Annotated in this window: 16 protein-coding genes; 9 read left to right on the forward strand and 7 right to left on the reverse strand. The window is 35.7% G+C overall.

Annotated elements, in window-relative coordinates; all coding sequences use genetic code 11:
- Positions 1 to 49: 49 nt before the first annotated feature.
- Entirely contained in the window at positions 50 to 355 is a 306-nt protein-coding gene (locus AC23MC_RS15840) for a hypothetical protein (RefSeq protein ID WP_487569317.1), read from the forward strand.
- Between the two features lie 50 nt (positions 356 to 405).
- Here AC23MC_RS15840 and AC23MC_RS15845 read toward each other — a convergent pair whose 3' ends face one another.
- Together AC23MC_RS15845 and AC23MC_RS15850 are read right to left on the reverse strand one after the other, a co-directional pair.
- Positions 406 to 759 carry a toxin-antitoxin system YwqK family antitoxin gene (locus tag AC23MC_RS15845; protein WP_487569318.1) on the reverse strand — a complete coding sequence of 118 codons (354 nt, stop codon included), beginning with the start codon at positions 757 to 759 and terminating at the stop codon, positions 406 to 408.
- Positions 760 to 1,156: 397 nt separating this feature from the next.
- Positions 1,157 to 1,369: a hypothetical protein gene (locus AC23MC_RS15850; protein WP_487570657.1), complete on the reverse strand. Its 213-nt coding sequence runs from the start codon at positions 1,367 to 1,369 to the stop codon at positions 1,157 to 1,159.
- A 41-nt stretch (positions 1,370 to 1,410) separates the two neighbouring features.
- Here AC23MC_RS15850 and aspS point away from each other — a divergent pair, with 41 nt between their 5' ends.
- The 6 genes from aspS (at position 1,411) to AC23MC_RS15880 (ending at position 6,720) form a co-directional block, all read left to right on the forward strand.
- A complete protein-coding gene (aspS, locus tag AC23MC_RS15855) occupies positions 1,411 to 3,162 on the forward strand; it encodes an aspartate--tRNA ligase (protein ID WP_487569320.1) in 1,752 nt (583 codons plus the stop codon).
- A gap of 4 nt (positions 3,163 to 3,166) precedes the next feature.
- A complete protein-coding gene (locus tag AC23MC_RS15860) occupies positions 3,167 to 3,400 on the forward strand; it encodes a hypothetical protein (protein ID WP_487569321.1) in 234 nt (77 codons plus the stop codon).
- Positions 3,401 to 3,485: 85 nt separating this feature from the next.
- Positions 3,486 to 3,683 (forward strand): cold-shock protein, encoded by a 198-nt coding sequence (locus AC23MC_RS15865; RefSeq protein ID WP_112084984.1) that lies wholly within the window; start codon positions 3,486 to 3,488, stop codon positions 3,681 to 3,683.
- A gap of 319 nt (positions 3,684 to 4,002) precedes the next feature.
- Positions 4,003 to 4,506, forward strand: coding sequence for an N-acetyltransferase family protein (locus tag AC23MC_RS15870; protein WP_487569322.1), 504 nt, complete (start codon positions 4,003 to 4,005; stop codon positions 4,504 to 4,506).
- A gap of 384 nt (positions 4,507 to 4,890) precedes the next feature.
- Positions 4,891 to 6,156: a Y-family DNA polymerase gene (locus AC23MC_RS15875; RefSeq protein WP_487569323.1), complete on the forward strand. Its 1,266-nt coding sequence runs from the start codon at positions 4,891 to 4,893 to the stop codon at positions 6,154 to 6,156.
- A 129-nt stretch (positions 6,157 to 6,285) separates the two neighbouring features.
- Entirely contained in the window at positions 6,286 to 6,720 is a 435-nt protein-coding gene (locus tag AC23MC_RS15880) for a LexA family protein (protein ID WP_487569324.1), read from the forward strand.
- Positions 6,721 to 6,742: 22 nt separating this feature from the next.
- On the opposite strand, the gene AC23MC_RS15885 is transcribed toward AC23MC_RS15880, so the two are convergent.
- The 3 genes from AC23MC_RS15885 to AC23MC_RS15895 all read right to left on the reverse strand — a co-directional run bounded on the left by AC23MC_RS15885 (position 6,743) and on the right by AC23MC_RS15895 (position 12,766).
- Positions 6,743 to 7,624, reverse strand: a complete 882-nt coding sequence (locus AC23MC_RS15885; RefSeq protein WP_487569325.1) for a DUF808 domain-containing protein — start codon at positions 7,622 to 7,624, stop codon at positions 6,743 to 6,745.
- Between the two features lie 212 nt (positions 7,625 to 7,836).
- Positions 7,837 to 9,426 (reverse strand): T9SS type A sorting domain-containing protein, encoded by a 1,590-nt coding sequence (locus AC23MC_RS15890; RefSeq protein WP_487569326.1) that lies wholly within the window; start codon positions 9,424 to 9,426, stop codon positions 7,837 to 7,839.
- A gap of 13 nt (positions 9,427 to 9,439) precedes the next feature.
- Complete coding sequence (locus AC23MC_RS15895; RefSeq protein WP_487569327.1) at positions 9,440 to 12,766, reverse strand: tail fiber domain-containing protein; 3,327 nt, start codon at positions 12,764 to 12,766, stop codon at positions 9,440 to 9,442.
- Positions 12,767 to 12,938: 172 nt separating this feature from the next.
- On the opposite strand from AC23MC_RS15895, the gene AC23MC_RS15900 reads away from it, so the two are divergent.
- Together AC23MC_RS15900 and AC23MC_RS15905 are read left to right on the forward strand one after the other, a co-directional pair.
- On the forward strand, positions 12,939 to 14,900 hold the full coding sequence (locus AC23MC_RS15900) for a tetratricopeptide repeat-containing sensor histidine kinase (RefSeq protein WP_487569328.1): 1,962 nt from the start codon (positions 12,939 to 12,941) through the stop codon (positions 14,898 to 14,900).
- Positions 14,901 to 14,942: 42 nt separating this feature from the next.
- Positions 14,943 to 15,581, forward strand: coding sequence for a response regulator (locus AC23MC_RS15905; protein ID WP_487569329.1), 639 nt, complete (start codon positions 14,943 to 14,945; stop codon positions 15,579 to 15,581).
- Between the two features lie 101 nt (positions 15,582 to 15,682).
- On the opposite strand, the gene AC23MC_RS15910 is transcribed toward AC23MC_RS15905, so the two are convergent.
- Complete coding sequence (locus tag AC23MC_RS15910) at positions 15,683 to 18,040, reverse strand: tail fiber domain-containing protein (protein ID WP_487569330.1); 2,358 nt, start codon at positions 18,038 to 18,040, stop codon at positions 15,683 to 15,685.
- 256 nt (positions 18,041 to 18,296) lie between these two features.
- Positions 18,297 to 19,655, reverse strand: coding sequence for a sensor histidine kinase (locus AC23MC_RS15915; RefSeq protein WP_487569331.1), 1,359 nt, complete (start codon positions 19,653 to 19,655; stop codon positions 18,297 to 18,299).
- Positions 19,656 to 19,825 lie beyond the last annotated feature (170 nt).

Here is a 19,825-nt window from a genome sequence, read left to right on the forward strand (position 1 = left end):
ATAAGCACTTTAAATATACTAACTTTTGCTTTTTTGTACAACTTTTTTAGTGAAATTATATCGAACTCACGTTAATTTATTAAAAGATAATTTATCAGCTTCTATTAAAAATGGAAAATTCTCCAACTTTGAAGACACTAAAATCAACGGAATGGACGCAAAACTCATGAACGTAAGCGGAACAGTGGATGGAATTGACGTCTATTATCAATTTGGATTTATAAAAGGATTAGAAAAATATTACCAAATTGTCAATTGGACAGAACTAAAGCGAAAAGAAGATCATTCCGTAGCAATGGAAAAAATCATTTCATCCTTTAAAGAATTAAATCGTACTAAAAAGAAAATACAATAAAAAAAGAGCTTCAGAAATGAAGCTCTTTTTAAGGTTGAGTTTAGGTACAGTTAATTTTTGTTCACTTGCACAATAGCACCTTGCGACCATTTTTTCACTTGTGCAATTCTACTATCAGAATAATCAACTTCTGCTAAATCTGAACCGGTCCAAAAAAACCATTTCCCAACTTTCATTCCGTCTTGGTATTGACCCATAGCAACTTTCTTACCACTTTCGTCATAAGAAACCCATTGACCGTGCACTTTTCCGTCTTTATAAAAACCTTCTTGTTGCACTTGACCATTATCGTGATAAAAAGTTGATTTAACCATTTGGTCAACCACTTCGTGTTTTGCTTTATTATCTTGAGCAAATAATGCTCCTGAAACTACCAGCATTGCTGCAATAAATAACTTTTTCATACTCTTTAATTTTTAGCAGGTTAACAATTACAAAACAAATTTACATAAAAGTTTACATTAAAAAAACTTTTTGGTAACAATTTGGTAACATTGAATGAAAACTTAACATTGGAAAATGGTGATAGGTGATTGGTAATGGGTAATCGGAACTTCAAAAATTCTCAACATTCTGCGAAATTCCTATTCACAAACCAAGAAATCCGCCTAAATCCAGACAATCCGTGTTCCATTAAAATAAGTTTGGAGTTGATAGTTTTGAGTTAGGAGAAAAGTTTTTATATAGAAAAAAGTAAGCAGAATAAAATCCATCCAAATCCATTTTCGCTTGCGAACAAAGAAATCAGCGTAAATCCATTTAATCCAGACAATCCGTGTTCCATTAAAATTAAGTAAGGAGTTAATAGTAAGGAGTTGTCATAAAATAAAAAAGTAAGCAGAATAAAATCCATCCAAATCCATTTTCGCTTGCGAACAAAGAAATCAGCTTAAATCCATTTAATCCATCCAATCCGTGTTCCATTTTGATAAAGATTTGAAACAAATCATATTCACTCAACCCCTTTACCCATCCCCCATCACCTTTTACCCCAAAAAAAACTAAATTCTTCAAACAAAATAGTACTTTTGCAACTCAAAAAATTTCGAATCAAAATGTACAGAAGTCATACTTGCGGAGAATTAAACAGTTCGCACATCAATACAGAAGTTACCTTAGCCGGATGGGTGCAAAAATCACGTGATAAAGGATTTATGAATTGGGTAGATTTACGCGATCGTTACGGCATCACACAATTAATTTTTGATGAAAGCCGCAGCGAAAAATCCGTTTTTGAAGCAGCTAAATCACTGGGTCGCGAATTCGTGATTCAAGTAAAAGGAACCGTAATCGAACGCGAAGCAAAAAACAAAAACATTCCAACCGGAGATATTGAAATCTTAGTTTCTGAATTAACGATTTTAAATGCAGCTCAACTTCCACCCTTCACCATCGAAGACGAAACCGATGGAGGTGAAGACATTCGAATGAAATACCGTTATTTAGATATTCGAAGAAATCCGGTAAAAAATTCCTTGATTTTCCGTCATAAAGTATCGATGGAAGTTCGAAATTATTTGTCTAAACAAGGTTTTTGCGAAATCGAAACACCTTATTTAATCAAATCAACTCCCGAAGGAGCTCGTGATTTTGTTGTTCCAAGTCGAATGAACGAAGGACAATTTTATGCTTTACCACAATCGCCACAAACCTTCAAACAATTGTTGATGGTGGGCGGCATGGATAAATATTTTCAAATCGTAAAGTGTTTTAGAGACGAAGATTTGCGTGCCGACCGTCAACCGGAATTCACACAAATCGATTGCGAAATGGCATTCGTTGAACAAGAAGACATTTTAAATGTTTTTGAAGGATTAACACGTCATTTATTAAAAGAAATTAAAGGTGTTGAAGTAGATAAATTCCCAAGAATCACCTACGATTATGCCATGAAAACCTACGGAAACGACAAACCGGATATTCGTTTTGATATGAAATTCGGAGAGTTAAATGCCGTTGCTCAACACAAAGATTTTCCGGTTTTTAATTCGGCCGAATTAGTTGTCGGAATTGCCGTTCCCGGCTGTGCTTCCTATTCCAGAAAAGAAATTGATGCGTTGATTGATTGGATCAAACGTCCGCAAATTGGTGCCACCGGAATGGTTTATGTAAAATATGAATTAGACGGAAGTCTAAAATCATCCGTCGATAAATTTTATGACGAAGCCGATTTAAAAAAATGGGCCGAAATCACCAATGCTAAACCAGGCGATTTAATTCTAATTCTTTCCGGAAAAGCCGATAAAACCAGAACACAATTATCAGCTCTTCGTATGGAAGTTGCCACTCGTTTAGGTTTGAGAAAACCCGACGAATTTGCTCCACTTTGGGTAGTCGATTTTCCATTGTTGGAATGGGACGAAGATTCGCAACGCTACCACGCCATGCACCATCCGTTCACTTCTCCAAAACCGGAAGATATGAAACTCATTGAAACCGAACCCGGAAAAGTGCGTGCCAATGCCTACGATATGGTGTTAAACGGAAACGAAATCGGTGGTGGATCTATCCGTATTCACGACCGCGATTTACAAAGCAGAATGTTTTCGTTGTTAGGATTTTCTCCCGAACAAGCCGAAAACCAATTCGGATTTTTAATGAATGCCTTTCAATTCGGAGCACCGCCACACGGAGGTTTAGCCTTCGGATTAGATCGTTTGGTAGCCATTTTAGGGGGACAAGAAACGATTCGTGATTTCATCGCTTTCCCAAAAAACAACAGCGGTCGCGATGTAATGATTGATGCTCCATCCACCATCGACGAAGCACAATTAAACGAATTACACATCAAATTAAACCTAAAATAAAACCATGAAATACGTCATTCGCATCCTGTTTTTTATCGTTTTGGCGTTTATAGCCTACGGTTATTATGTTAAAAACACTGTCGGTGAAGAAGGAAATAAATGGGTTGGTATCGGTGTATTAATCAGTGCATTAGTGCTCATGCCCATTTTTTTATGGCATCGATATAAAAACAAGAAATTAGAAGACTATATGTTTAAATTCGATAAAAAAAACGAGGAAAATACTGAAAATCAATAATTTTCACAAAAAAGTAACATTGTTTTAACATTCGTATTTAATTATAGATTACCTTTGGGCATTATTAATTTTTTTTATTATCACAATGCGTACAGGTACAGTAAAATTTTTCAATGAGTCAAAAGGTTACGGATTCATCACAGATGAAGAAACCGGAAAAGACATCTTCGTTCACGCAACCGGAATCAAAGCTGAAGAGCTAAGAGAAGGTGACAGAGTTCACTACGAAGAAGAAGAAGGTAGAAAAGGTAAAGTAGCAGCTCAAGTAGCTGTGATCGAATAATAGATATTATTTAGATTACCGAATGAAATGACAACGTCTCGAGCAATCGGGACGTTTTTTTTATTTCAACATTCGTTATTCATCATTCATCGGTTCGTTATTTCTTTAGAACACAGATTTGTAAAATTATATAAATTTGTAAAAAGTTTTGGGCGTGCCCCAAGGGTCGTGCTTTCGCCACTCGCTTTTTTGTTCCATCCCGCTGGTCTTCCACAAAAAGAGCTCAAACAATGGCTCAATCACTCACGCAGTCTGTGCTTCGATATAAAATTCTGCTAACTTTGCAATTTATTTGCTAGTTAACAGAACCCAACCTCCAATGAACTACCACTTCCGAAAAGCCACCACCACCGATGCTCCACAAATCTGGATCATCCTACAAAACGCCATCCTCCGACGAAAAGCCGACGGCAGCAACCAATGGCAAGACGGTTATCCCAACCCGCAAATCATCCAGAAAGACATTGAAAAAGGAATTGGTTATGTGCTAACTGATGGCGAAATTATTGTGGGTTATTCTGCTGTTTTAATCAATGACGAACCGGAATATGATAACCTGCAAGGCGAATGGTTGACCAATAGTGATTTTGTGGTTTTTCATCGTGTGGCAATTGCTCAGGAATACATCGGTCAAAACTTATCCAAAAAAATGATTGAGCACATCGAAGCTTTTGCGGTAGCCAACAACATCCATAGCCTCAAAGCCGACACCAATCACGATAATTTTGCTATGATGAGCATCTTTGAAAAATCAGGTTTTGTATTTTGTGGCATTGTGCATTTTAGAGGAAGTCCGAGACGAGCGTATGAGAAGGTGTTTTGAGTTGTCTGTTGTCCGTTATCTGTTGTCGGTTGTTGGTTGTTGGTTGTCGGTTGTTGGATATTTACAAGTAGGCGATTTGTTTCCTTTCTAGCCCCGATTGCAGTGGAAATCTTTTTGTTGGCGAGCTTTGCTCGTGAACAAAAAATTGGAACGGAAAGCGGGAAAATGGTTGGCTTGAAATGCCCGAGCCATTCGCTTCTAACTGTTGTCGGTTGTCTGTTGTCTGTTGTCTGTTGTCGGTTGTCGGTTGTCTGTTTTTAGTTGTCTGTTTTTGGTTGAAGTCTGCGACTGCGACTAAAAACTCCCAACTCCTAACTCCAATTTCTTATCAACATTAACATTCGTTCGCTTCCAGAAAAAACAATAATCCACTAACTTTACAAGATGTATGCTTTAGTCGATTGTAACAATTTTTATGCTTCGTGCGAACGTGTTTTCCAACCTCAACTGAATGGAAAACCCATTGTTATTTTGTCTAACAACGACGGCTGTATCATCTCTCGCAGCGACGAAGCCAAAGCATTAGGCATCCCGATGGGAGCACCGGAATTCAAAGTACGCGACGAACTAAAACAAAAAAACATCACCGTTTTTTCTTCCAATTATGCATTGTATGGCGATTTGAGTAATCGTGTAATGGCTATTTTAGGACAATTTACTCCCAATATTGAAGTTTATAGTATCGACGAGGCTTTTCTTAACTTTGACGGCATGACTATTCCGGATTATCAGCAATACGGTTTGGAAATGAAAAAGCGAACAATGAAATGGTTAAGCATTCCAGTTTCCGTTGGCTTTGCTCCCACCAAAGCATTAGCAAAAGTAGCGAACAAAATTGCCCGAAAATTTCCAACACAAACCTTGGGAAGTTATGTGATTGATACCGAAGAAAAACGCGTCAAAGGGTTAAAATGGACCAAAATTGAAGACGTTTGGGGCATCGGTTATCGGTTAACCAACAAAATGAAAGCCAAAAATATTCATACCGCCTACGATTTTACTTTGCCACACAACGAAGCTTTTATCAAAAAAGAAATGGGCGTGGTGGGCAACCGATTGCGATTGGAATTATTAGGTCAATCCGTTTTAGAACTCGAAGAACCCAAAGACCGCAAGAACATCGCTATTACTCGAAGTTTCGATGGTAACATCACTACGTTTGACGAAATGAAAGAACGGGTTTCTACCTTTGCTACCGTGTGTGCGGAGAAACTTCGTAAACAAAATTCCTGTTGTTACGGCGTTATTTTATATTTGCGGAAAGACAAATACAAAGTCGATAAACCGAAGTATAATTTTTATAAAATGGAAACCTTGCCTTTTGCGAGTAATTCCAGTATGACCATCAGTGCATTGGCGGTTAAAATGCTGAAAGAAATCTTTGAAGAGGGCGAAATTTATAAAAAAGCGGGAGTGATTGTAACCCAAATTATTCCGCAAGACCAAAAGCAATTTCACTTGTTTGAAGAAGAAAATCCGAAACACCAAAAGATCATGGAAGTGATAGATGCCTTTCATAAAAAAACCGGTGAACGAAAAATTCGATTGGGCAATCAGGATTTGCAACGCACTTGGAAAATGAAACAGAATTTGCTTTCACCAAAATATACGACGGATATTCGAGATATTTTTAAAGTGAAATTGGGTTAGGAATGAATTTATTTTTAATGGAACACGGATTTTACAGATTAAACAGATTTACGCAGATTATTTTTTGGATTCGCTTGCGAAAAAAGATAAGAACGGATTTTGGTAATGCAACAATTTGAGAATTAATTTATGACAACAACCAAACTTACTTTTTTTCTTCCGGATTTAGATAATCCAATTGAACTTCCGTTTATTACGGCGGGAATCAAGGCTGGATTCCCTTCGCCGGCGGCAGATTTTGATGAAAATAAAATTAGTTTAGATGCCGTTTTAGTCAAAAATAGAGAGACTACTTTTTATGCCAAAGCTTCCGGCACATCGATGATTGGGGCCGGCATTGACGATGGCGACATTATGGTGATTGACCGTAGTTTAGAACCTAAAAACAATAAAGTAGCCGTTTGTTTATTAGATGGTGAATTTACGGTGAAACGCATTAAAATAACTAAAGAAGAGGTGTTCTTAATGCCCGAAAACAAGCTTTTTGAACCCATCAAAATCACGGATGAAAACCAATTGGTGATTTGGGGAATTGTGACGTATGTGATTAAGAAAATGTACTAAAAAGATTTATCTTTTAAAAAAATTACTCGGTAACCTTTTTTTTCTTTACAATTTTCTTAAAAATATTCACTACAAAAACGCAAAGTAAACCCACGATTAAACCCAGTAAAAATTCAAGCAACATGCTTGGCATGAAATCTACAGCGTGATGTAAAGCAGGCAATTGATGCGAAAATATTCCTCCCGACACTAACAGTAAGGCAAGTGTTCCTACGACTGCTAAAACTTGAATAACGCGTGGTAATGCTTTTACTAAAAGCGTTCCCACTTTTTGAAGTAAATTATTTCGTCCTGCACTCCACTGAATCAGCTTATACCCAGCTTCGTCCATACGAACAATCAAGGCCACAATTCCATAAACGCCAACGGTTGCAATAAACGCAACGACACTTACGACCATGACTTGCATCCAAAAATCCTGACCAACAACGGTTCCCATTGCGATGATGATGATTTCAACAGAAAGAATAAAATCGGTTACGATGGCTGATTTAATTTTACCTTTTTCCAGAGCTAAAATTTCTGCTTCTGATAATTCTTTGAAAACCTCTACTTTTTTTGCCGGAGCATGTGGAAAAAAATATTCATAAATTTTTTCTGCACCTTCATACGCCAAATATAATCCTCCTAAAATTAAAATAATCGTAATGAGCCAAGGCAAAAAATAGGATAGTAAAAAGGCAATGGGTAAAATAATGACTTTATTGAGAGCAGATCCTTTGGTAATTGCCCACAAAACGGGTAATTCTCGCGAGGATACGAATCCAGACGCTTTTTCGGCATTCACAGCCAAATCATCGCCTAAAATTCCGGCTGTTTTTTTGGTAGCCATTTTACTCATGGTTGCTACATCATCCATCAATAACGCAATATCATCTAACAGTGCAAAAAATCCTGAAGCCATTTTTTATAAATTTGAGTGTAAAAATACGATAGTTTGGGAATGTGGCAATGTGTTAATTAGCTAATGTGGCAATATGGCGATTAGTCAATTTGACAATGTGCCAATTTGTGGCTACCTTCAAAAAAATCCCCTTCCGCAAACCACTCGCCAGAAGGGGATCAACCACTAAAACTAATTTCCAATTTATTTTTAATGCTTTTCTTTTACATTTTTTAATTTTTGATTATTCTTTTCTGAATTTTATTTCCTTCTGTGTAAAGGTTAATAATGTATATTCCTTTTGATACGCTGCTGATGTCGATTTGCGTAGTGTTTTGGTATTTTTCATAAACAACTTTGCCTAACACATCTACTACTTCAATTTTATCTATTACTTTATTTTCTGAGTTAAGGATTGATACAATTCCGGTTGTTGGATTAGGGAAAAAGAATAAATTATCTTCCGCTTCTTGATCAAGAATAGACAAATCCTGATTGAAACCATTCACACTACTTAGTACTAAATTTCTTTGTTCAGGAATTTCAATGTCTTCTGAATAGGAAGAAAGAAAGATTGTTCCCGAATTACTTATTACTGCTGCACTTGAATAATAGGTTATCGGAATATCATTTCCATCAATTATTGCTACGCCATTGTTGCCAAATGAGGATACCGGATTTCCGCTTAAATCAAAACAGAAAATCTTATCGAAACTTGGATCACCTTGATTCTGTGGAAGGTTATTTTTATCAAAAAGGAAAATCCTGTTTTCTGCTACCTGAACTTGTGAAAAGTCAGGAAAAAGTTTTCCATTTGGTATTGATATAGAAAAAGAATTATCTAAAACACCTTGTTCATTTACACGAAATAATTCATCGGAAAAAGGTGTTTCAAAGTTGTTTTCATCACTTGCAGTAAATATAGAAACAATAGAACCATTTGTTTGAATAGCAGAGGTTGAATACCTGAAATTATCGGTACTTGTTAGCTCACTTTTAATCACATGTCCTGCGTTTCCAAAAGCACTATCCATAGTTCCGTTTGCATTAAAACGCGTAAGCATTACAGAATAGTTTGAAAATTTTGTAAACGAAATATTTACTATTACTTTATCGTTGGGCAAAACAAGTAAGTCATTTATTTGCAAACTTGAAAACGAAAAATCATCTGTAATATAGGAAACCTTACCATCTATTCCGAAACTTGCATCTACTACCCCATTTTCTGAAAAACGCGATAGAAAAACATGATCGATAAAGCTTCCGTTAACCTGTAATCGTTCTTTTCCACAAACGATTATTTTATTGTCAGACTGAACAGCAATGTGATAAAGATATTCATCATTGGGTCTTTGTATATCAATCATTCCTTGTTCGCCAAAGCTCGTGTCCAAACTACCATCTGTATTTACTCTGATGAGTCTTTCGGAGATATAGAAAAAGTCGCCGCCTACAATGACTTTTCCATCACTTTGCATCGCGGTGCCATTTCCTCTCATATAAATTTCTAAATCATTCCATGATCTGAAAATTCCATCACCACCTCCATATGTATCATCAACGCTACCGTCTATATTATATCTTACGATAATAGATTCTACACCTTCGTTTGAAAAGTTCGTTTCGCCCACTACAATTATCTTTCCATCGGGTTGTATCATGGTTTTTGTTATCGCTACCCCATTATTGTTAGCCACGATACTATCATTCCAACCAACTTGATTAAAGTTTTCGTTGAGCGAACCGGGAATTTGAGCCGTCAAATTATAAGATAGCCCAAAAAGTGTGATGATAAATAAATGTTTTTTTTTAATCTTTTTCATTGTTTAAGTTGTTTTAGTATTGTTTGGCTTCAAGTTTTAGTAATCGTTCATGAATAGCATTCATTTTTTTGTTAAGGTTCTCATTTTCGGATTTTAAACTTGTGTTTTCTTGTTTAAGATTTTCTATAATCGCTTGTTGTTCTTGAGTAGATTTGATTAAAACCGGAATCAAATCGCTGTAGTAAACTCCTAAAATTGGAGAAGCTACTTTTTTACGATTTCCTTGTTCATCTTCTTCCCAATCCCAATCGCGAACCACTTCGGGAATTACTTGTTGTAATTCTTGAGCAATTAAACCAAGTTTGGTTCCGCTACCGTCGTCTTTTTTCCATTCAAAACTCACGGGACGAAATTGCATTAGCGTTGTTAAACCATAATTTAAATTTTGGATGTTTTTTTTCTCTCTTGCATCACTTGTGTTGATTGTTCCGTTGGAGGCAAAAAGTGTATTCCAACGGTTTGCTCCTTGCCCTAAGCTTTGTGTTGCGTCATTCATGGGCATAAAACGAGCTGCTTGGTATTGGTACAATTCGTTAACGGTTGCTAAATCGTCTAAACTATTTCCTATGGTTAAATAAGGACCAATATTGAATATCCGCCAATCGGTATTGGCGTTTGTTCTTCGGTAAAAATCCAATGCAACATTGGCTGTTATTCCTGTTGCTGAAGTATTAGTGATTCGTGTAGTGGTTAATCCCGCAGGACCCGAAATTTCTAGGTTTTGCGTTGGTGTCGAAGTACCTATACCGGTATTTCCATTTTTTAGGATTACCAAAGCATCACTTCTTTCGGTTGCATCAACAATATTGTTGGCATTTAAATCTATGGCATTTCCAACTACTAATAATCTATCTGTCGCATTGGCGATTCTAAATTGAGTGTTTGAATTGGCTGATGGTGTATAATCAGTTGCACCAATACCAAATACAGTTTCGCTATGACTTTTGGCATTATTTTGTTTTCCAAATGCGGTTGAATTAGTTCCGTTAGCAGTTGTATCTTGTCCAAAAGCGGTTGAGCTAAATCCACTTGCGGTTGTGTCTTGTCCAAATGCGGTTGAGTTAGTTGCGTTAGCAGTTGAATTTTGTCCAAATGCAGTTGAATTAGTTCCGTCAGCAGTTGTATCATTACCAAATGCAGTTGCATTAATTTCACTTGCAGTTGTACCAGCTCCAAATGCGGTAGATCTAGATTCACTTGCGGTTGTGCCAACTCCAAATGCTGTGGAATAAAATGCGGTTGCAGTTGTATTAAATCCGAATGCCATGGAATAAGTACCAATTGCAGTTGTATCATTACCAAATGCAAATGATCCGAATCCAACATTAATAGTATCCCATTGAGCTCCGCTAACACCACCTGCCCTAAAAGCTCTTGTTCTAGGATTCCAAACCATTCGAATTCCTGCACCACTTGGCACAATTGCTCCTAAACCCGATGTTCCTGTTGAAACCAGCCCATCCGTTCCATTAATTAAAACGGCTCCGGCATCGGCAGTTATTGTTTTTCCTAAACCTGCTCCGCCAAAATCGTAAGCTTGGTCAAGTGTTCCGGAAGTGTTGCTTTGCAAATATTCTTTAGTAACAACTGCTTTTCCATCTGCGGCAGTAATCATGGCATTAGTCGTTGATGGTAAACGTGTTAAGCCATTTTTTAAAATAATTAAAGCATCACTTCTTTCGGCGAAATCTACTGATCCAGTGCTATTGGCATCTATAGCATTTCCAACTACGAATAATCTATCAGTAGCATTGGCTATTCTAAATTGACTTGATCCGTTCGTGGATGGTGTATATTGTGTGGCTCCAATACCTAATACCGTCTCCCCAAAGCTTGGTGCCGTATTACTCCCTCCAAAAGCAGTGGAATGCATTCCGGATGCAGTCGTGTTATCTCCAAAAGCAGTGGAATAGCTTCCGCTTGCAGCATTACCATATCCAAAAGCGGTGGAATTAATTCCGCTTGCAGTAGTATTAGTACCAAAAGCGGTGGAAAGAGGACCGCTTGCAATAGTATTAGATCCTAAAGCGATGGAACCTGTTCCAACATTAACATTATCCCATTGTGTTGTACTTGTAGATCCTGCCCTGAACGCTGCTTTTCGTGGGTTCCAAACCATGCGTGTTCCTGCACCAGATGGTGCAATTGCACCACTGCCAATAGTTCCTGTAGATACCAATCCATCAGTGCCATTTATTAAAACGGCTCCAGCATCGGCAGTAATTGTTTTTCCTAATCCTGCTCCGCCAAAATCGTAGGCTTCATCAAGAGTTCCGTTAGTAGCTCCAATAGGGTTTGTCCAAGAGGCAGTTCCGTTGGCATCACTTGTTAGCACTCTTCCCGCTGCTTGGTTGCCATCTACCATTCTCATATTTCCAGCTACATGTAAGCGGTCTAAAGGTGTGGTTGTGCCTATTCCAACATTAACAGAACTTGTAGCTCCATTAGCACCATTCACACTTCCTAAAACCAATGAATTACTAGTATTAACTTGTGCTCTTGAGCCAATTGCGGTTGCGTTTGTTAAATTGCTATTTGCCACATCTGCCTCATTTCCAAGAATAGTATTTTGAGTTCCTGTGATATTATTTTCTCCTGAGAATGCACCTATAAATGTATTGTTAAATCCTGTGCTTGTTAGTGAACCAGACGAAACTCCTAAAAAGGAATTATTAGTCCCTGTCGTGTTTCCTCCTCCTGTAAAAGGTCCAATAAAGGTATTTTGCCCCCCACTATTTAATTGTCCAGCCGCAAATCCGACTAAAACATTACTTGTGCCTGAATCACCAAAAAATCCTGCAAGACCTCCAATCATTACGTTTTGTGAGCCAGTTACAGTGTTTTTCCCTGCTTCTTCTCCTATGTATGTATTGTAAAAGCCTGTGGAAGCATTTCCGCTATTCATCCCTAAGGAAATGTTTGATATAGCTATTTTCCCTGCAAAAACATTATTTCTTTTAAATATAACATCTTGATTATCTGTAGTTCCTATAAAATTTACCGCCGGATTGGTGCCGGTATTTCCAGTAAGATTCCAACCTGAATTATTATTATTTCCGATCGGAATCCACTTTACTGTTGGATTATCCCAATAATAAAAACCAGGCAAATCTGTTCCTGAAAGTATAGTTAAATAAACCAACATTCCTTGTTGAGCTGCTGTTGGATTGGTTGCAGGAAATTGATCTATTTTAGGAATCAAAATTCCGTCTGTGTTGCTTGGGGCTACTTGATTTGAAGAGCGAATGTCTAATTGGGCATTGGGAGTGACGGTATTGATTCCCACTTGAGCATGACCCATCCACACAAAAAACAACACAAAAATGACACTCTTTTTCATAACTCAATGTTTATCAAACTTTTAAGACTGTAAAATTGAGAATAGCTTCCCTTAATTCCTACTCCTGAATCTTTGTATTTTTCAAGTAAAAAAATACCTGAATTCAGGTATTGGATTTTCTGTTAAAGGGTTTTATCTTTCTAAATTAGTTTTACCTCTTAAATCAAAAGAAATGATTGATCATTTGAAAGCAGTTTTTTATCTGTTTTTTATCCTTTTTTTGCCTTCCGGAATAATGTTTGGACAAAATTCGATTCAAAAAGAGCTTGCTGCAACTATTGATTCTGCAACTGTTCAAATTGAAAATAGATTGCCTGACAGTCAAGTTTTACCGATGATTGAGGCCATTCGAAAAAAAGCATCTGATCAAAATTTGTATTTTGAATATGCAACTTCCTATTTGTTGGAATCCAATCACCACTTTTTAAACAGTAATTGGGAAGCTGCAATAAAAACCGCAGAAAAAGCTTTTGAAGCAAGTAAGAAAATATCAAACCCTAATCAAAAAACCGAAATACAAGTAAAAGCGTTGAACAGTATTGGTTATGTTTACAGTTATCAAGGTGATTTTGCCGAAGGTCTTTCCGTTCGATTAAAAGCATTGCAAATTGCTGAAAAAGGGAATTGCAGTAAAAAAGACATGGGGAACTTATTGTCTTGGATAGCAGATGATTATCGGCATTTGGATCAGCATGATAAAGCAATTGACTATTTAAAAAAGACAAGTGAGTATTTACCAAATATGGCAAACGAAGGTGTGGTTGATTATTATTATACCTATTGTCAATCGTTGACCGCTCTTGGCAAAGATGAAGAAGCAAGAGAAAAATTAGCTGAACTTGATGCTTTTATTTCAGCAAACACAACCTTTACTGAGTATGACAAAAACGTAGCCTACTTGCAATCTTCTAAACTTCATGGAGAATTTGCCTTGAAAGATAAAAATTACAGTGAGGCAATTACGCATTATCAAAAATATCTTCATCATTCCAATTTGCTAAAAAGTGATGGTCATATTGCCATTGCTTTGAACAAAATTGCCCGAGCGTATCAATTTTCGGGAAATAATATACAAGCTCTTGACTATTTTAAACAATCATATGCTGCTTGTTTAAAAGATGGATCGATTGATTATGCTTTTAAAAATGCGAATTCTATTGCATCAATTTATGCTGAAAATAACGATTTTAAAAATGCTTATAAATACAGTCAAACTGCTTTTGAACTAAAAGACAGTTTAAATTCCACCGAAAGAATTAAAGAATTACATTTTTTGGAAGCTAAATTTCAAGCCGGAAAAAAAGAAAAAGAAATTACACAATTAAAACTGACCAATGCAGAGCATGAACTTACTGTAGCAAATCACAATAGGGTTTTGCTTTTAATTGGATTTATTGCTTCAGGATTACTCATTATTTTCGGATTTTTATATTATACAAACCGACAAAAAAGAATAATTGCTGAAAAGGAAAAACAATCGTTGGAACAGCAACAGCAGGTAATTTCGCTTCAAGCGATGATTAACGGACAAGAAACAGAACGAACTCGAATTGCAAAAGATTTACATGATAGTTTGGGCGGAACTTTTTCTACCATCAAAATGCATTTGAGCACACTTGAGCATCAAATAAAAAATGAGGAACAAGCAGCCTTGCTGGAAAAATGCATCGGGATAGTTGGTAATGCCGCAACGGAAGTACGCAGAATTGCACACAATATGATGCCGGAAGTATTGATTAAATTGGGATTAATTCATTCTATTGAAGAGCTTGCTGTAAACATTAGCAGTTCAAAACAACTAAAAGTCACTTTTCAACATTTTGGTTTAAATGAACGACTCACTTCTCCTTTTGAAATTATGCTTTATCGAATTGTTCAGGAATTGTTAAATAATATTATCAAACATTCTGATGCTACCGAGGCTATCATACAATTTATCAAAGAAGGAAACAGACTCAATATAACGGTGGAAGATAATGGAAAAGGATTTTCTGATCAAGCCAATACAAAAGGAATCGGGCTTTCATCTGTTAAAGAAAGGGTTCAATATTTAAACGGAAAACTTTCGATTGACTCGGAGGCTTCTTTGGGAACAACTGTTATGATGGAATTTTTATTATCCGATACAAATTAGTATTAAAAAATAATATACTTTTATAGAGAGAATTATCCTATTATGATAACGGTATTTATAATTGACGATCATCCATTAGTTGCAGACGGCGTAACGACAATGCTCAAAACAGAGTCGAACGTAAGTGTTATTGGCGTTGCAAAAACAGGTGGTGAAGCAATGACTTTTCTTAAAAATACTGTGCCTGATATTATCTTGTTAGACATCAATTTACCTGATATTGACGGTTTGGAATTGTGTGAAAAAATCAAAGCTTTATCTACTGAATCTAAAATTCTTATTCTAACCTCTATTAATGATTTTGCTATTATTTCTCAAGCTCTTTCAAAAGGTGCAAATGGTTATTTGCTCAAAGATATGGAGCGAAAAGAATTGCTTAATGCTATTGATATGGTATTAGACGATAAAATATTTGTTAGTAGTGCAGCCAACGCAAAATTGTTAGAACATTATAAAATCACTGATCAAGTTAACCCTGCATCCATCGTGCTCACAAGAAGAGAACAAGAAATTCTTGACCTTTTAGAAAAAGGTATGAATGGTCCGCAAATAGCAAAACAATTGTGTCTAAGTTCTTATACGATAGAAACGCATCGAAAAAATTTGATGCAAAAACTTAATGCCACTACTACTCAGATGTTGTTAAAAATAGCTCGTGATTATAACTTTATCAAGAAATAAATTTTAATTTATTGTAGCTTAATAGATAAAAAAGATCCCCTTCCGCAAACCACTCGCCAGAAGGGGATCAACCACTAAAACTAATTTCCAATTTTTTCCAGTTACTGATTTTCTATTTTTTCAATTCTGCTTAACAGTAAATTTAATTTATTTTCGAGGGCTTCATTTTTATTTTTTAATTCTTCATATTTACTATTTAATTCTTTAAAAGCATTTATTGATGCAATCATGATGGGATGCAAATCAAAATTTAAATAACCATCGCGATCTACTCCTATTGCTTCCGGAAAAATTTGTTGCACTTCTTGAGCTAAAAACCCTGTGGCTTCTTGGTTTAGTACTTTTTCTTCAAACGTTTTTTTATCAGTGTTTTTATAATTGTATCTAATTGGTTTTAACTGAATAATTTCGGACAAACCTTTTCCGTAAATACCATTTACAATTTTCAAACGCATATCAGATGGAATCGTCCAGAAATTTGATGATGGTTTTCTTCCCTCATTTAATGACAATTCAAATTGACCTCCAGGAAAAAAAGTACCAATTCCCACATCACCCAAATTATTGATTACCATTCTAAAAAAACTTCCCCCTGTTCTGAAAATCATCGATTGATTAGAATTATTATAAATGATTCCCCCATTTAATGAATTAAGTTCAGACCCAAACAACAAACCGCTCTCACTAGTATTTGGAGTTAAAAAATGTTGATAAACATTAGTATTACTTTCCAAAACAATTCCAGCATTAAAGTTCGAAGTGCCGCCACTTGAACCATTTGATACATGAAGTTTTCTTGCCGGTGTTGTCGTTCCTATTCCAACGTTAACAGAACTTGTTGCCCCATTTATACCAAAAATGCTTCCTAAAACTAAACTATTGTTAGTGTCAACTTGAGCTCTAGTTCCAATGGCGGTTGCATTTGTTAAATTATCGGTTCCTACATTGGAAAGAGCACCTAACGCTGTATTTGAAGCTCCTGTGACATTGTTGGTCAATGATTGTCTTCCAATAGCTGTATTAAAACCGCCTGAGGTATTTGCAGATAAAGCTAATTGACCCAAAGCTGAATTTGATTGACCGGTAGTATTATTTGTATTTGCTTGATAACCCACTGCTGTATTATTAAATCCGGTTGGACTAGCCGAGAGTGCAAATCCACCAACTGCAGTGTTAAAACTACCCGATGTATTTGAATTTAGAGAAAACCGTCCAAAAGCGGTATTATTCGTTCCTATTGTATTGGAAAATAAAGACGTACTTCCAAAAGAAGTATTGGTTAACCCAATTAAACCCGATAAAACATTATTTCTTCTAAAAACCACATCCTGACCATCTATCGTACCTATAAAATTTGTTGTAGGATTAGTACCTGCATTTCCAGTTAAACCCCATGTATTGGCGGAGGCATTTTGCCAACTAGCCGTTCCATTAACATCACTGGTTAATACTCTTCCGGCGGCTTGGTTGCCATCAACCATTCTAAGATTTCCGACAATATGTAAACGATCTAATGGTGAAGTGGTCCCGATACCAACATTTACAGTGGCTGAAGCACTATTTATACCATTTACACTCCCTAAAACCAACGAATTACTTGTTGACACCAACGAATTTGAACCTATTGCTGTTGCATTTATTAAGTTATTGGTTAACAAATTTGAATTACTTCCTATAATTGTATTTTGTATTCCAGTTGTATTTGCATTTCCGGCAAATGCTCCTAAAAAAGTATTAAGGCCACCTGTTGATGTGTTTGTTCCTGAAAAATACCCAAAAAATGAATTATTAGCCCCGGAAAAATTTCCATTGCCTGAAAACGAACCTACAAAAGTATTTTGATTTGCTTCATTTAATATTCCCGCTCCGTTTCCAACCAGTACATTATTAGAACCAGTTGTTCCAAATGTTCCGGATCTTCTCCCTATAAAAACATTTTGATCACCGGTTATGTTGTCTCGTCCTGCTTCTGTTCCTAAAAATGTATTGTTTGTAGCCGTTGAAACACTTCCGCTTAACCTTCCGAAAAACGTATTGGAATTTGATATTCTTCCTGAAAACACATTAAATCGTCTAAAAACCACATCCTGATTATCTGTTGTGCCTATAAAGTTTATCGCTGGATTGGTGCCAGTATTTCCGGTTAAATTCCAATTGGAATTATTATTGTTTCCAATTGGAATCCACGTTAATGTTGGATTGTTCCAAAAATAAAATCCCGGTTGATTACTACCCACGTTCGTTGTCAAATAAACCAACATTCCTTGTTGAGCTACTGATGGATTGCTTGCAGGAAAAGTGTCCACTTTAGGAATCAACATTCCGTCAGTTGAAGCCGGTGCAATTTGGTTAGACGATCGGATATCTAGTTGTGCGTTTGGTGTGGTTGTGTTGATTCCCACTTGTGCAAATATTGACGTGGAAAACAATACAAAAAAGTAAAATATCAATCTCTTCATGACAGTGGTTTTTTTGAAAAAACAGAACAAGCTATTTTTAGTGATTTCTGAAGTATAAAATTCAGTTAATCAACGCACTACCACAATACGATAATATCCGTAGTAGTTACATCTATTTTATGAAGAAGAAAGTCAATAAATAGAGGGCTTTACAGAACAAATCGATTAAATTAAAAACTAAATGATTCATTTTAACATAAAAAAAATACGCCTTTTAGCGTATTCTAATTTTCTTACAAAATCACTTTACATCAATTTATAGTGGAATTGTTAGGATTGTCAGCAATCCGTTTTGCGATTTCATCGAAAAAGTTCCATTCATCAGGTCTACCCTGTTTTGGATGTTTTTTAAACCATTTCCAAATGAATTTTCTTTACTAATTCCGGTTCCATTATCCTGAATGGTAATTTGAAGTTGTTTCAATGAAATCAACTTCATCTTCAAATCAATTTTACTAGCTTGAGCATGTTTGAGTGAATTATTTAGCACTTCTTTGATTGCGTAAAATAAATTCTTACGGATTTGCCCATTCATTTTTATCGATTCACTGTCTTCAACGGTTGTATTAAATGAAAATGTAATTGGTGTTTCATCAAAAAGTGTTGCTCCATACAATTTTACATATTCTGAAAAATGTTGAAGTGTATTGTGTTCAGTGTTTAATGACCAAATAAATGTGTTTAATCGTTGTGAAATTTCTTTTCCGGTAAGGTTAATTTTCGAAGCTAAAATTTTTTGCTTTTCAGATGTTTGTTCGTTTTTCAATAACAAATCGGCATGAATGAGGATGCTGCTTAAACCGCTTCCGATGTCGTCGTGCAAATCTTTGCTGATTTCATTTTTTTGTTGAAGTAAGGTTTTTTGAATTTTATTTTTTCTTCGGATAATTATGATGATTAAAGATAGAATGATCACCGAAAGCAACGCCGCAATCAATTGAAGAATGGTAAACTTTCGTTGTTTTTTTAATTCTTCTACCTGAAGTAAAAGAAGTTTATTTTCGTTTTTTGAATATTGTTCTGTTATATTTTGAATGTTCAAATTTCCTTTTAAACGTGTTTCGTCATTAATGGTGATTAATTTCTCCTGAACGAAAGAAAGCTTTTCAACTTGATTTGTTTTTTTAAAAACATTCAATGCAATTTTGTAAAAATAATGCTGAAATGTGGAATTAATTATCTTTTTATTAATCAATTCCAATCCTTTTTCATACCATCGATTATTCTCCATTTGATTATCTTCAAAACACTGCATCATAAAACCATAATTGAGTAAGACAATATCAAAATATTCACTTTTTTGAGCCGAAAGAATACTCTTTTGAAAATAGAAAACAGCACTATCCATTTTCTGTTCTTCCAGATAAATTTGACCAAAAGTCTGTTCAACATTAGGAATTCCTCTTTTACTACTTGCTTTTTTTGCAAATTGATAGGCTTTTGCATTATACCAAACGGCAGAATCTGTTTGACGAATTTTTAACTTCAGTTGAGCAATGTTATTGAAAATATGTTCGTGTTGAATGGTGCTTCTGATGTGCAATTTACTGAAACTTTCCGGTTGATAATCTATTGATTTCCAGAGTGATTTTTCGGATTCTTTGAACTTATTCATTTCAATCTGGTTAATTCCTTTAAAAAAATAACCATTTGCAATCAACAAATTATCTTGTAATTGTTTTGCCTTTTGGATGGCTTTTTCGGCTTCTGTAAATCGTCAGCATAAAGTGGACTGATTTAATTCAAAACTAAGAGAGTGTTTTCAAAAATTATTAACTTTGAAAT

It is taken from the genome of Flavobacterium sp. T50_26, from assembly GCF_057652995.1.